General features: G+C 51.6%; 15 protein-coding genes. 13 read left to right on the top strand and 2 right to left on the bottom strand.

Annotation, left to right across the window (positions count from 1 at the left end):
- Positions 1-830: 830 nt before the first annotated feature.
- Both NTU47_18845 and NTU47_18840 read left to right on the top strand, forming a co-directional pair.
- Positions 831-2,195 (top strand): TlpA disulfide reductase family protein, encoded by a 1,365-nt coding sequence (locus NTU47_18845; GenBank protein ID MCX6135867.1) that lies wholly within the window; start codon positions 831-833, stop codon positions 2,193-2,195.
- 786 nt (positions 2,196-2,981) lie between these two features.
- On the top strand, positions 2,982-3,545 hold the full coding sequence (locus NTU47_18840; protein MCX6135866.1) for a hypothetical protein: 564 nt from the start codon (positions 2,982-2,984) through the stop codon (positions 3,543-3,545).
- A 283-nt stretch (positions 3,546-3,828) separates the two neighbouring features.
- On the opposite strand, the gene NTU47_18835 is transcribed toward NTU47_18840, so the two are convergent.
- A complete protein-coding gene (locus tag NTU47_18835; GenBank protein MCX6135865.1) occupies positions 3,829-4,122 on the bottom strand; it encodes a CopG family antitoxin in 294 nt (97 codons plus the stop codon).
- Positions 4,119-4,388 (bottom strand): hypothetical protein, encoded by a 270-nt coding sequence (locus NTU47_18830; protein MCX6135864.1) that lies wholly within the window; start codon positions 4,386-4,388, stop codon positions 4,119-4,121. The genes NTU47_18835 and NTU47_18830 overlap by 4 nt, the downstream gene beginning before the upstream one ends.
- A gap of 357 nt (positions 4,389-4,745) precedes the next feature.
- On the opposite strand from NTU47_18830, the gene NTU47_18825 reads away from it, so the two are divergent.
- The 11 genes from NTU47_18825 (at position 4,746) to NTU47_18775 (ending at position 14,427) form a co-directional block, all read left to right on the top strand.
- On the top strand, positions 4,746-5,144 hold the full coding sequence (locus tag NTU47_18825) for a hypothetical protein (protein ID MCX6135863.1): 399 nt from the start codon (positions 4,746-4,748) through the stop codon (positions 5,142-5,144).
- Positions 5,145-5,454: 310 nt separating this feature from the next.
- Positions 5,455-5,868, top strand: coding sequence for a hypothetical protein (locus tag NTU47_18820; GenBank protein MCX6135862.1), 414 nt, complete (start codon positions 5,455-5,457; stop codon positions 5,866-5,868).
- 388 nt (positions 5,869-6,256) lie between these two features.
- Positions 6,257-6,823 carry a dihydrofolate reductase family protein gene (locus NTU47_18815; protein MCX6135861.1) on the top strand — a complete coding sequence of 189 codons (567 nt, stop codon included), beginning with the start codon at positions 6,257-6,259 and terminating at the stop codon, positions 6,821-6,823.
- 97 nt (positions 6,824-6,920) lie between these two features.
- Positions 6,921-7,526 carry a hypothetical protein gene (locus tag NTU47_18810; GenBank protein MCX6135860.1) on the top strand — a complete coding sequence of 202 codons (606 nt, stop codon included), beginning with the start codon at positions 6,921-6,923 and terminating at the stop codon, positions 7,524-7,526.
- A 198-nt stretch (positions 7,527-7,724) separates the two neighbouring features.
- The gene (locus tag NTU47_18805) at positions 7,725-8,075 is read left to right on the top strand and encodes a DUF2200 domain-containing protein (GenBank protein MCX6135859.1); all 351 of its coding nucleotides are present in this window, start codon (positions 7,725-7,727) and stop codon (positions 8,073-8,075) included.
- A gap of 230 nt (positions 8,076-8,305) precedes the next feature.
- Entirely contained in the window at positions 8,306-8,812 is a 507-nt protein-coding gene (locus tag NTU47_18800; protein MCX6135858.1) for a DinB family protein, read from the top strand.
- Between the two features lie 332 nt (positions 8,813-9,144).
- Entirely contained in the window at positions 9,145-10,578 is a 1,434-nt protein-coding gene (locus tag NTU47_18795) for a PP2C family protein-serine/threonine phosphatase (protein MCX6135857.1), read from the top strand.
- 608 nt (positions 10,579-11,186) lie between these two features.
- Entirely contained in the window at positions 11,187-11,699 is a 513-nt protein-coding gene (locus tag NTU47_18790; protein ID MCX6135856.1) for a class I SAM-dependent methyltransferase, read from the top strand.
- 207 nt (positions 11,700-11,906) lie between these two features.
- On the top strand, positions 11,907-12,413 hold the full coding sequence (locus NTU47_18785) for a DUF1801 domain-containing protein (protein ID MCX6135855.1): 507 nt from the start codon (positions 11,907-11,909) through the stop codon (positions 12,411-12,413).
- A 73-nt stretch (positions 12,414-12,486) separates the two neighbouring features.
- On the top strand, positions 12,487-13,158 hold the full coding sequence (locus tag NTU47_18780; protein ID MCX6135854.1) for a hypothetical protein: 672 nt from the start codon (positions 12,487-12,489) through the stop codon (positions 13,156-13,158).
- Between the two features lie 651 nt (positions 13,159-13,809).
- Positions 13,810-14,427, top strand: a complete 618-nt coding sequence (locus tag NTU47_18775; GenBank protein MCX6135853.1) for a hypothetical protein — start codon at positions 13,810-13,812, stop codon at positions 14,425-14,427.
- Positions 14,428-14,625 lie beyond the last annotated feature (198 nt).

The raw sequence follows: 14,625 nt of genomic DNA, 5'->3' as shown, positions 1-14,625 counted from the left end.
AACTGACGCTCGCTCACTGCATAGGCGCGTAAAGTTCAAGATTGGCAAAATGAAATGAGCTCGCTCCATTGCTCAGCGCCAGAGCAATCGATGTTCAGTTCGGTACTGGCGCTTCGCAACGGCAGTTTGGCTAAACGTTAGGCGTCATGCCCGGCGGCGGAAAAAGATCTTGAGAGAGTGGCGATGCAAGTTCTTTGGTTTACGGTTGAGCTAAACGTCGAAGCATCGTGCATTCATACTCAGCAAATGGTCATCACCGCCGCCGGTCACGAACGCCTAACAAACGCCAAACTGACGCTCGCTCACTGCATAGGCACGGGAAGTTCATCGTTGGCAGAATCAATAGGCTCGCTCCATTGCTCAGCGCCAGAGCAATCGACGTTCGGTTCGGTACTGGCGCTTCGCAACGGCAGTTTGGCTAAACGTTAGGCGTCATGCCCGTCGGCGGGAAAAGATCTTGAGGGAGTGGCGGAGTCAGCTCCTTAGTGTCCGCGTGAGCTTAAAGGTCAAGCATCGTGCAACAGTAAGTAGCATTCAAACGTCACCGCCGCCGGTCACGAACGCCTAACAAAACGCAAGCCGGCGCTCGCTCACTAGAAAGGCGGAGGACGCTCAAGATTGGCTAAATGATAAAGAGCTCGCTCCATTGCTCACCGCCACGGCTTATCGGTCGTTCGATAGGTGGCGGTTCGCAACGGCGGCTTGCTTGAACGTTAAGCGCAATTGCCGATCCAGTTTGGAGGAACTTGTTTTTCATGGACTCGTCCATATGTCGGATGTCCGAGCTAACTTCCACAAGCAGTCATGTTGTTCCAATGGGGGGACAAGTTATGAAACGTATTTCTGCAGAAAGCTCTACTGTATGGAGCCGCCAATCCTTCTGTGTCTTATCATTTATCATAATATTCTGCTTCTGCCTCACCGGTTGTCGGCGACCTCCGACCGACCAAGACATCGAAGCGTTCATTAATACTGTGCGCGGGTCGCAAGCCATTAGCTTTCGTGACACTACTGCAAAGGACGCTATTGAACATATAGCCTCAAAGGCGCTCGGCGGCATTGCTCTTGAAAAGGCGTCGTTCCAGCAAATGGTAGCTTTGGATCGCGCCAGATTGTTCTCAGTCAAAGCTGTTCAGCGTGTTGTCTCCCCTCGCCTGGCAGAGCTTGCAGCTAATCCAGACTCCACCGGAGCGATCGCTGCGCTTCTCCGTGTCAAGAACTTCCCACCTCCGGACTCAGACACTCCAGAAGCAAAGCACCAACAACAATCCTCCTGCCTCGAAGCGTATCGCCAATTGTTGACCCATCCATCCGTAGACAAGTTGTTGACTCTCGACACTCCGATTGCTGCTCACGTGTTTTCCTCGATTTCCATTTTCGATTCAGGATTGTTGCGCCAGAGCAAGATATTGGAGATTCTACCACCCATACTCGACAAACCCATGAGCCACTTTGCCGCCGAGGCCTCTTTTGTTGTTTTTAGATCGGCAACCCTGGCGGTCGGAGATAGTGATCCTCAATTATGTGAGGTGATACGCTTGAAGGCCCTCGGCCAAGTCCGCCTGGCTCAGGACCGACTCTCGGAAAATGAAAAGGCTGTTCAATCAAGAAACTCCCCAGCAGGAGTCCTTGATTACTATGCCGACCTGTTGGGGACTCCTTTCGGAGGGGCAGAGTTAGTCGGAAAAGAAGCGCCAGGCCTCGCGTTTCTATGGAGCAGTGACGGTCGGATCAAGGATCTTAAGCAATTGAGAGGCAAAGTTGTGGTTCTCGATTTCTGGACCACTTGGTGCGCTCCGTGCATCGGCAGTTTCCCAAATATTCGTTCTCTCCAGCAACGCTATGCCCACTATCCTGTCGTCATTTTGGGTGTTACTAGCCTGCAGGGTTATCAATTGGACCCGAGAACCAGACAGAACGTGAACACGCAGGGAGATCCATCCAAGGAATTCTCTCTTATGAAGGACTTCATAAAGGACAAACAGGTTACCTGGCCTGTTGTGTTTTCAAAAAGCAATGTCATCAACTCTAGCTACGGGGTTACTGCGATTCCGCATGAAACGATCATCGATCCTTCTGGAAGGGTGCGCTATAATGCCCTCAGGCCATCCGAAGCGCCGTCGATCACTGCGTCCAAAATCGATGGACTGCTTAAGGAGGCTAAGCTCCCGTTACCAGTTGAGCCAAACCAGTAAATCGGCAACTGCGCTTAACAAAACGCAAGCCGGCGCTCGCTCTCTGCATAAGCGAACGAAGTTCAGGTTTGGCCAAATGAAATGAGCTCGCTCCATTGCTCGCCGCCACGAAATTGCTTCAGTCGTAGTGGCGGCTCGCAACGGCTACAGTGCGATCGGATAGGGAAGTAGTCTCAAGCGGCGTCAGCTAACATAACGCAAGCCGACGCTCGCTCACTGTAGATGCAAGAGAAGTTCACGTTTGGCAAAATGAATAGAGCTCGCTCCATTGCTCGCCACCACAGCCTATCGGTCGTTCGATGGTGGTGGCTCGCAACGGCGGCTTGCTGAAACGTTAGTTGCCACCGCATCGGTCAGTTGTGGTAAGTCCCTCTGGCCGGCGGCGCACTGGCACTGAAAATAGGGCAGGAGCCATCCGGAAGGGGAAGCAAAGTCTGATCGCTCAAATCTTCTACCAGTTGAGGCATGCTGGGTTAGAAGCGTGCGCCGCCTCTTAGCAGAGTTCAATGAGTTCCAGCCTGAAAGGGAAGTAGTCGGAAGCGGCGGCAACTAACAAACGGCAAACTGGCGCTCACTCAATTGTAGACTAGGGAAGTTCCAGGATTAAATTGAGTTCGCTCCATTGCTCGTTGCCGAAGCAATGGTCGATCAGTTCGGTATCGGCAACTCGCAACGGCAGTTTGCCTAAACGTTAGGCGCAAGCAAAGTTACATTATGATAGTGCGTTTTGCGGCACCTCTCCAAACAGGATCCTCGAGCCAGTGTCTTGTGGAAACTGAATAGTCAATGGTTAGCTTGCCGCCATCAAGTATTTCTGGGATTTCAGACCAAATGAGTCATCGGACATTCTTCGGCACCGGAATCGTTTTCCTGATTGGCGGAGGGCTCGCCATAGTTCTAACCCAATTTAGTTGCGCACCTGACTTTGAGAAACTCACAGTAGTTCAAGGTACGATCACACGAGTCCAGTTTGCAGGACCTCGCAGGAAGGTCTCAGCAAAGCTCATACTTCACTTAGAAACAAATCAAGGGGAGCTGGAAATCCACGCCGAAGACCCTACCGACAAAAGACCAGAAGTCCGCTCTGTTCATACAGGCGACTTTGTTCAAGCTTGGATAGTCAAAGATGATTTGTGGCGTGGCTTTTATTGGGCATGGCAACTCAAACATTATGACCGCATCATGTTTTCATATCGTGATATGCTGGACATCGAAGATGAGCAAAAGGAACGAGCACGGAATATACTTGGCTACGGCGGTTGCGCCATTGGTCTAGTTCTGTTATTGATATCATTCATCAAGAAAGAACCTCCGTGGACGCGGATATTGACAGGACGGGCGGCAAGCTAACAAATCTGTCACAGTGACGAGTGAAACTAACGCATGCAGGCGATAGCTTCTGTTGTGCCGCAAAACGCTATTCAAATAGAACTTTGCCTGCGCCTAACAAACGGCAAACCGGCGCTCGCACACTGGATAGGCGAGGGAAGTTCAAGTCTGGCTAAATGTAAAGTGCTCGCTCCATTGCTCGCCGCCAGAGCAATCGATGATCAGTTCGATACTGGCGGCTCGCAACGGCGGTTTGCCTAAACGTTGTGCGCCATGGGCGTGCGGTTGGCTAGGTTCAGCGGGTTTATCGTTGCAGCAATCGGAGGGATTTACGGATCGCATCTTCATCAACTAACCGATCCGTCACGTACTTGTGCAGGATGCTCGATATCAGGGTTTGATATGGCAGGCCTTCACGTTGAGACCGACGCTTTATCTCTTCAAGTACGTTCTCAGCAATGCGAATATTCACAGAGCGGTTCTTCCGAATCTTCGCTAGAACTAATTCGATCTTTCGCCGTTCCTTTTTGGAAACCGGGCGGTACGAATCGGCTGACTTTTCAATCTGTCGTTCAAATGAATCGAGTTTGGTTTTCATGGTGTCCCCTCTCCATACAGCCTGTGAAACTTCCTGCTCGGAAAGACAGTCTTCAAAACGATGTTGTCGTCCTTGTCAAAAACAAATGGTACTACATGTGTGTAGCCCTTGTACGAAATCACGAAAATCATTTGCTTCGGACGTCCTGGATTGTCCAGGATCGCAAAGTATTTCTTCTCAAGTATCAGTTGTGCCACGTGTTCCAAAGAGATATCCCGCTTCTCCTTTAGTCTTTTGGCTTTGACTTCATCCCAGAGAATGTCCATAGCTCAATATATGGCAAATGGTATACAATGTCAATGCACAGCACGGCCACAGGCGCCTAACAAACACCAAACCGGTGCTCGCACACTTGGTAGGCGATGTTAAAACTAGGTTTGGCTGAAGGCAAAGTGCTCGCTCCATTGCTCGCCGCCACGAAATGGAATCAGCCATAGTGGCAGCTCGCAACGGCGTGTTGCCTGAACGTTAGGCGTCAGCACAGGCTATTTGAAATGGGTTTTGCGGCGCATCTAGACCATATGAAACATTGCCATTCGCGCATATGTGCTGTTAGGTCGATTTCCGCAACTCGGGCGACACGTGTCGCAGATAGTAATCAGATCTCATACTAAGGAGAAAGCATGACAGGTAAAGTGAAACCACTATGGCAGATTGTCTTGCTGGCAGTCTGGATCAATTGTGCTGAAACGCTCCGATGGATGCTTTACACGAAACCAAGATTTGATGGTCATTTTCAAAGGATGGGACTGGAGCTACCCAACAAGCCCATCAATGGAATCTTGTGGATTATGTGGGGCGTCGTGATCGCAGTCATTGTGTTTATGTTGTCCAAGAAATTCAGTCTCTGGCAGACAACCATCATTACATGGCTTGCCGTATTTGTGCTGGTTTGGATTGCGCTCTGGAACAGTGCGGTCTTGCCTCTCGAGATATTGCCTGTCGTTGTTCCCCTGAGCTTGATCACCATATTTATTGCGGCGCTCATAGCAAAGAAGTTGGAGCCTCAAGCATCAACCTAGATATGAGAAGGCAATTTGAGTGACTGCTGCTCCTGTTACCAAAGTGCCAGCGGGTGTGCGCCGCCAAACGTCCGTAGAAGAGCCTTGCCTGCGTCTAGCAAACGCCAAACCGACGCTCACTCACTGCATAGGCAAGGCAAGTTTTTAGTTGGCAAAATGAAGTGAGCTCGCTCCATTGCTCACCGCCCGAGCAACGGAAGATCAGTTCAATACTGGCGGCTCGCAACGGTGTGTTGCCTAAACGTTAGGCGCAAGGCCGCACGTCATGGAGCTTTGCACATCACCACCATTCTATCAAGGAGGATTTGCGATGCCCGAACAATCTACACAATCAAAAAAGCTGCAGTGGAAATGGATAGGGATCTCAATGGTAATGTATGCACTATTCTATTTGCTCCCGCTGATATTGCTGGCGAACGTGGCGGGAGTGCTAGCTTCTGTGTGGCTGTTCGCAGGCGTGATCATAATCTCTGGCGTAGCGGGGTTCTTGTCGAAGGAAGTCACAATTCTGGAGCCCGCAATTGCGGGTGTTGGTTTGGTGGTGCTCTTCGGTGTTGGATCGATGCTCTTCATTCCGCGACAGATCAACATAGGAGGAATGGCACTGGGGACGGTGATCTTGTCTGCCGGCGTCTTTCTTTTGTCCATCTTGGGTTCGTGGTTCGGTGAACGTGCGCAAAAGCTCTGGATGCCTAAATCTCCTGAGGAGGCCCCAAACCAATGAAAGTACTAATCATTTAGAATTGCACAACCGAAGTTGGCTTGTGGTCGAGGCAACGGAACACTGCGGAGTACGCTAGCCGGGCAGTGCGGCGCCTATCAAACGCCAAACCGGCTCGCCTCCGTCCTTCGGACTTCCGCCTGCGCTGCGCTTCGGCGGACCCCGAAAGAAACTAGGGGCTGACACTTGCTCCATTGCTCTCCTCCAGAAGGTGAATCATGGCGCACAGGGCCGCCACGAAATGGACTTAGTCCTAAAGGCGGCCCGCAACGGCGGTTTGGCTAAAACGTGCGGTGCAGGCAAAGGGCCATTTGATAATGCGTTTTGAGGAACATATATTTGTGCAAGACCTGCAAGCGGTATTATCCGGCAAACATTCCAAGGTGGAGTTATGCGCAAAGTGATCTATGCAACATCCCTATCTCTCGACGGGTATATCGAGGCAGCAACCGGTGATCCCAGCTGGGTCTTTCCCGACGAGGAACTCCACAAGCACTTCAACGCCCTTGAACAAGACATTGGTATTCATTTGTATGGTCGCCGAATGTACGAACTCATGGCTGCCTACTGGCCCACTGCCGATCAGAATCTTTCGGCGCCCCCATACGAGATCGAGTACGCACATATCTGGAGGTCTGTGCCCAAACTGGTCTTCTCAAGGACCCTTGAAGCGGTGGAATGGAACTCAAGCCTAGTCAGGGGCGACGCAAAGGGGGAAGTAGCAAGGCTCAAAGCACAGCCCGGGAAGAACATGAGTGTCGGAGGCTTTGCTCTGGCTTCGGCTCTGGCCACGGCCGGCCTAATCGACGAATACCGCTTCTACTATGTACCAGTTCTCCTGGGGTCTGGCAAAGCAGCGTTCGCGGAGCTCGGGCAGAGGATCCGGCTTCAATGGCTCGAAACACGAACCTTCCAGTCCGGTGCCGTGCTGGTCAGATGTCGGCCCGCATCGGAGTAGGCGTGTTGCCTATACGTTATGCGAAAGCAAAGATACATTCGGTATGGCGGTTTGCGGCACCAGATAACAACCATTTCACCTTCTTACGAGGTTTGACATGATTGACTGGCTCTCATCTCACCCTTTGATAGCTGGTGTTGTCACTTTCCTTTTGGCGTGGGTCGATTGGCTGCTCACCATCATGCAAGAACGGGAGCGCCAGCTTCATTACGCCGATCATTACGAGAGCTATCCAGTTAACACAATCGAGGGGAATCAAAGGTACCAGACAACGGTCAATGCGAAGCGAATTGTTGAACCCAGGCACCTCATTCCAGCGTTTATCATGACTGCCATTGTGACATTTGCGATTGTTTGGGTCCCAGAGAATTTCCGTCCGTTATTGCTCGGCTATGTGTGGGGTCTGTACCTTATCGTGAGCACGACGCATTTGGGTAATCTCCTTGGGTACAAAGCTGGACGGCATGGCCTTCACGGCAAGATATATTTGCATCAGCGCACTGGCTATCTCATGCAAATGGGACGTTATTTCGCACTCTCTTTGTTTCTCATCCTTCTCGCAGTCTGTTCTGCCTCTCTCTTTATCGTAGGTGTTGCTGTGGGAGGAGTATCATCTGCTGCTCGACAGCTGGTGTGGATGCGAAAAATCCCAACGATCGGAGAATCAGATGAAGCACCGTCATCTGCTCATATCATCGGCTAAGAAACCGATCGAGCAGGGAAGTGAAGCTGGTCGCAGGTTCTTCACTATATGCCGCAAAACGCGGTCAGAATTGAACTTCGCCTGCGCATAAACGTTAGGCGTGAGCAGAGATTCATTCGAGATGGCGGTTTGCGGAACATTTGATCGAACAATCCTCAGCGCATTTGGCCACAACCCACAGGACTAGGAGGAGTTACGATGCCTAAGCATCGCATTTTCACGACATCGTTTGCGACGCTCTATCCGCTGTATGTTCAGAAAGCGGAACGAAAGAATCGCACAAAAGAAGAAGTTGACCAGATCATTTGTTGGTTGACGGGCTATGACCGAGCCGGATTGCGTCGGAAAATTGAACAGGGAAGCGATTTAGAGACCTTTTTTGCTCAAGCCCCAGCCATCCATCAGAATAGTTCGCTTATCAAAGGCGTCGTGTGCGGTGTACGAGTTGAAGAAATCGACGATCCGCTTATGCAAAAGATACGCTATTTGGACAAGCTGATCGATGAGCTTGCTAAAGGAAAGGCTATGGAGAAGATTCTTCGGCAATGACTCGCTACGCTGCATGAGACGATGGCGATAAGACAACCTGTCGTTCGTACGCTCAACTCTTTGTGCCGCAAACCGTTTTGATATAGAACTTTGCCTGCGCTTGACAAACGGCAAACCCAGCGAAGCGGGGCAAGCCGGGGCTTCCGCCCAAAGATGGAGCGAGGCGGACAAGCGCACGCTGGATAGGCGATGTTGAGTCAACCCAACGTGTAACCAGAGGAGGCACGATAATGAATGCACCGGAAGATCCCGAACGCGAGATATCACGCTATCGAGAGGGACCAGACCTGCTCGAACAGGCAGTGATCGGTCTGCGAGATTCCCAGTTAGATGCGGGGCCGGCTGGAGGAGGCTGGTCCATTCGTGAGATTGTCCATCACATTGCCGATGGCGATGATATTTGGAAGATGGGCATCAAGATGGCAATCGGCAACGAACAAGCGGAGTTTGACTTGAGATGGTACTCGTCGATGCCTCAGGTCACCTGGAGCGATCGGTGGGCGTACAGCCGTCGATCGATAGCAGCTTCGCTGTCGCTGCTCAGAGCTAGTCGTGAACATGTTGTCCAGCTCCTGGCAAGCGTACCAGAAGCGTGGGATCGCTCTGTCGTTGTGCGCACGCCTAAGGCGGGGATCGAGCAAGTTCCAGTTGGATTTGTGATCCGGATGCAGGCGGATCATGTGATGCATCATCTCGAGCGAATACGCGCCATTCTACAGGCGGGGGGCGCCGCCTAGCAAACGGCAAACCGGCTCGCCTCTGTCCTTCGGACTTCCGCCTGCGCTGCGCTTCGGCGGACCCCGATAGATAGTATCGGGGTAGGCCGGTCGGCGGGTAGACGCTCGCACGCTTGAGGGACTCAAGAATTTCAGTGATTGGCAAATGTCTTTGAGGTCGTCGGGGGTAACACGTGTTTCTACCAGAGCAATTGAGAGTCAGTTCGATTCCGACGGCTTGCAACGGTTCTACCCATCGGAGTCCGCTTCACAGGACGCGGATGGGCGTGTTGCCTAGACGTCAGCGGCAAGTAAGGGCCTCATTGGTTGACTCATAATCGTTCGATAATACAATGACCACACTCGAGACGGATTTTGGAGGTATTGCTGCCGGACTTCTTCTTTCATCTGTCGGCTTGATTTCAATCGTAATCTCTCTGTTTCGCCTGAGAAGCAGGGATTTGTCACTCCTCAATTTCGGCCTCTTCTGCTTTCTCAACGGGATACGATGGCTGGTTGAGATTCCGACAATGAAAGCGTTGGTCGGCTTCCCATTCACTGTTCCATATTTCCACGGACTCCTCACCTATGCAATTGTGATTCCGTTCTCCGCTCTTCTTGTCGACCTTTTCGGTCGCGGGTTGTACGATTCAATGCTTTGGGTCTTCCGGTCCACGATCGTCTATGCTGTTGCTGCTGTGGGATTTGACCTGTTTCGTTCAGAACCTCTCGCGGATGTTTCGATCAATGCGATTGTAATTGTTTTGTGGTGCGTTGTCTGGATCGGGAATGTCGTCTTCACTAGAACGCAGCAACATCGTGAACTGCGCGTGTTGCGGATCGTGTTCTTGACCACTCTTGTGTATACAGCGATCGACAATCTTATCAACATACGCATCCTTCTCTGGGGAGTGAACTTCGAGCACGCTGTCTTCCTGGTGTTGTGTATCGGCTTGGGGTACGTCGCCGTTCACCACTTTTTCTCCAACGAAAAGAAGTTGCTGGGAATCGAGCAGGAAATAGAGATCGCCCGACGGATCCAACGCTCCAACCTTCCCGGTAATCTTCGCTCTCCCAGTGGGATTGAAATCGTCGCGCGATATGTTGCAAAGTCTACAGTCGCAGGAGATTTCTATGATATCCAAATCACAGGAGAATCTGGTGTGGGTATCCTGATTGCCGATGTGTCGGGCCACGGCATAGGTGCGGCACTGATTGGCTCAATGCTGAAGGTTGCGTTTGCCTCACAGGCAGAGTGTTGTTCCAATCCGTCGAAAGTGCTCACCGAGATCAACCGTATTCTCCATGGAAAGATGGAAGAATCATTTGTCACAGCCTGCTCTCTTTTCATCGACGTCGCCAACGGAAGAGTGCTCTACGCGAATGCAGGACACCCGCCGCCTTTGTTGTGGAGAAGCTCAAAGAAGGAGGTGTTCCGATTTCCACCTGGCGGCACTATATTAGGTCCGTTTCCGGAATCAGTATATGAGAACGCGACCGTCGATATAGCAAGACATGACCGCCTGTTTCTCTATACAGATGGGATCATCGAAACGAGAAGCAGGACAGGGGAATTCTTCGGCGATGTTCGTTTGGAGGAGTTTGTCAAAGGACATTCTTCTGACTCGGCCAATTCTGTTGCGGACATGTTCATTGAACATCTTGGTACGTGGTCGGGGAGGTCACAAGAGAGCACGCTTGATGACGATCTCACATTGATCGTCATAGATGTGCTGGCCGAACCAGATGCGTCGAAGCTTGGCACGTCCAGGAAAGATGCGTGCTAAGCAAGAATGAATCGACCTACGGCACTTGTGTTTGAAGTTATCAAATAGCAACGCGGCCCCGGGGAGCCTGGCGTTTCAGCGGACAGGCTTTCAACAGATCCACCCATCGGAGACCGCTTCACAGGACGCAGATGGGGAGCTAAACGTTAGGGGCAACGGCCCCGTCTGAGGTTGTGGTTTGCCTGTTTTTGTGTCCTTGCTCCACGAGTGAGAGCATCCATATCCAGAGAGAATTTCGAAAGGAACAATCATGGGAATCTTCAGCGGGAGAAAACCACTCTTCGACTCTACCAAAGTCGAACATTTCACCAATTCGTACCAAATCGGTAGTAAACTCATCGTCTGCCCACATTGCGGCCACAACCAATTCGATCAAGGGACAGCGCTACTCAACACACCCGGAATGACCTTCTTCGGCCTCGATTGGGCCAACAGGACTGCCGCAATTCTCGCTTGCAGGCAGTGTGGTCGGCTTGAGTGGTTCCTACAACAACCGGAAGAAATGAAGTGATTTTGATGGTGCATTTTGCAGCTTAATTGGAGAAAACATGGGCAACGAGCGCAATCGAGTCTGTCCCGTCGAGCTCGCATCATCGCTGGACAGCAAAATGAGACGCTGGCTTCAAAATCCACATGACATTCTTGCTCCGTTCGTCAAAGCGGGAATGAGGGTCCTCGATGTAGGCTGTGGCCCTGGATTCTTTTCCGTTGAGATGGCGCAGATGGTGGGCCCAGGTGGGCAGGTGATCTCCGCTGATCTACAGAAAGGCATGCTTCAGGAATTGGCTCGAAAGGTCAAGGGGACAGCACTTGAATCAAGGATCAAGCCTGTGCACTGTGAGAGAGGATCGATCAACGTTTCGGATCAAGTCGATTTCATCCTTGCTTTCTACATGGTTCACGAGGTACCAGACAAGAGAGCTTTGTTCGAGCAGTTAAGAGCGGTGTTGAAGAAGGGGGGACAGTTACTGCTTGTTGAGCCAAAATGCTTCCACGTATCCGAGAGAGAATTCAAATCGACACTCAAGATAGCTGAAACCGCGGGCTTCAAGGTCACCAACGGCCCTAAATTGCTCTTGAGTTGGTCGGCCGTTCTAGGAAATGCCGGTGAAGCGGCGTAGAAGATCTATCACAAACCGCGTCAGACAAAGAAATGTGGGCGCCTGACAAATGCCAAGCCGGCTCGCAACTGTTCTACCTGAAGGACAAGTGCACGCAACGGATCTTTCCATAAGTTCTTGTGCGGCACATCTACTCGACCATAGAGCGATGTTCCTGGAAACCATGGAAACAACAATTGGGCAGCATAATAGTGTGGAGGATGAACCGTGGCGCTAAAACCAAAGAGGAGTGATCACGGCCTGAATCGAGGGTCTCTGACCGACAAGTCCGTCAAGCCACGCAAGCCGGCCATCAAATCCAAATCCCCGGCTATGAGGAGCACTGAGCAAGCCTTCGGGAAACGCGCATCCCGGCTCATCGACCAGCGGATCCGCGACCTGGGGGGATGGCGAGGGGAGGCCCTGGCCTGCATGCGGGCGCTGATTCTGGAAGCCGATCCCGGAGTGACCGAGGAGTGGAAGTGGATGGGCACTCCGGTATGGTCGCATGACGGGATAGTCTGTACCGGGGAGGCGTACACGAAGGTCGTGAAACTCACGTTCGCCCGGGGGGCGAAGATCTCAGACCCATCGCACCTCTTCAATTCGAGCTTGGGAGGCAACACGCGGAGGGCGATCGACATTCACGAAGGGGAGAAGGTTGACGCTGGCGCTTTCAAGGCGTTGGTGAGGGCCGCGGTGGCACAAAATGGACCGCCGGTGAAGAAACGGTAGATCCTGTGTTGGTCTTTTGAAGCGCAAAAATCGATTCATGCAATACTTTGCCCGCACATCATTAAACGACAAAATGAAATCCATGGTTCTTACAATAATTCGTTTCGTTGGCTTTCTCTTTACGATTTACATTTGGCGAACAGTCCAATTCGGACGATTCTCCCAGCTCACATCTCTAGCCATAATCATCGGAGCTGTCATGCTGGTTTTTCCAGTGGTCTGGATAGGAAGGAGGGTAGTCGACGTCAAGCCGACGATTGAGCGTCTCGCCTGGATAACGACCATCGTTCATATGCTCCTCATGGTTCTCTATGGTGCGCCGGTTATTCAAGCCTTGAGGTTCTTTCAAGTCGAGCGCGGCATGAATATTCCGGTACCCGTCGAGTTCGGAATGGTGCTGGGTGCGCTCACGGGTGTCACTTCGTTGCTGAGTGTAGTAAATCTCGCCTTAAGCGGACTTGGAGCGCCATTTGCTATTGCGTTGAGCAAGCGTCTCGCAAATCGCTGGATGTACCGTTGGACGAGGAATCCAATGGTTTTAAGCACTCTTGCCACGCTTCTGTCAGCCGGTCTCTATTTGCAGTCGCTGCATTTTGTTCTATGGGTTGTTCTCCTTGTTACACCAGCGTTGATATATTATCTCAAAGCGTATGAAGAACGCGAGCTTGAAATCCGTTTCGGCGCGCCATACTTGGATTACAAAGCCAAGACTTCTTTCCTGTGGCCAAGGAAGCCGGCGAGTTGAAAACAATCCACAAAACAATGCTCTCAATCGTGAGTCAATGACCTTGCTGATAAGTCGACTCTTGAACGCTGTCATCCTTCTGGCTGGCTTCGCTCTCTTGGGATGCTCAACCGTGTACAGAGTCACGAATGACAATCCACACCCTCAAACAAACGACATCTCTACAGAAGAGTTCTTTGCGAGAGCAGGCAGTGATCGCTGGGACGTACTTCTTGTGACGGGGCAACAGAGGATAGCCACCATTCTATCAGTGCAGGGAGATTCTGTTATTCTAGTCTCTCAGATGGATTCATTGACAATCCCTATCCGCCAAATACAATCCGTTTCGAAGAAGAGATCCGTTGATGCCCTCCTTGTGTATCCATTTGTGGGGATGATTGGTGGGGTCCTCGTTGGAGTCAGCCTACCCTCGGATAACAACTCGAAGAGAGGAGAGCTGGTTTGTTAATCGGAGCGGCGATTGGAATAGCCGGGGGATTGACTCTCGGGCTCTTCTTTCCACCAAAGACTGTTTATGAATTCACTCTGGCAGGGGGCAATCGCTAGTTCGTCACGTGTATTGTCAAGCGGGCCACAGAAAAGGTGACACGCTTTTGTGGTGTGCCGCCAAACGCGATCGAAATTGAACTGTGCCTGCGCAGGTTGCGCCACTTGTCACCGATGAAAATCATAGGTCATGTTCCCTTTGCTCACCTCGCCCTGACTTGGAGTATGTGGCCTGCTTCGGTCCTTGCGCAACCGCTCGAATGCACGTATGTGCAAGTTCCCATCTGGCATCTGTCTGTTCAATATCTTGGGTTGACCTATCATCCGGGTGGAGGGAATACTCCTGAAGTGTACCCCCTGAAACTCGACAAAAAGGCTTATCTTGTTCTTGATGTAGGCGTTGCTGCCAACCTTGACTACCGTTTGAACAACTACTCGTTTCTCCGTTTTACGTCAGCATTGTACAAGGATTGTGCATTCGTCACGGCTGGGTGCGCTCATCTGGGTCCGAGGCTCGAACTTTCTTGGGGTGACAACAGTGTCAATGCAGGTATCAGTCCCATTTTCAGTTTCAGGAGGGATTGGCATCGATTCGAGCAATACAAGGACGATGAATTCTACGGTGACCGGGTCTATCAAGGATGGCAGTACCGTTTCTTCCCGTTTGCAGTTGAATTCGAGTATTTTCGGAAGATCAACGAGTCGGCAGAATTTCAGTGGTCAATCATCCCCGGTGGAGAACTCATTGTCACTTCCTTATTTGGGGTCAGGATCCGGCTCTGAACACTCCAGGCACAAGTGTTCGTCTTGTCACAAAAGGTTTAAGGGTCTTCGTCTGCCAAACAGCAACCCGCCCCGGCGAGCCTGGGGCTTCAGTGGGCGCCTGCAACAAATCCACCCGTCGGAGTCCGCCTCGCAGGACCCAGATGGGCGTGTTGCCTGGACGTTATGCGCAACGCCGCTCAAATCGATTCGTAGCGT

The sequence above is a fragment of the Ignavibacteriales bacterium genome (assembly GCA_026390595.1).
Lineage (GTDB): Bacteria > Bacteroidota > Ignavibacteria > UBA10030 > UBA10030 > UBA9647.
The sequence above is the reverse complement of the archived record's forward strand: the minus strand, read 5'-3'. Positions and strand labels throughout refer to the sequence as shown.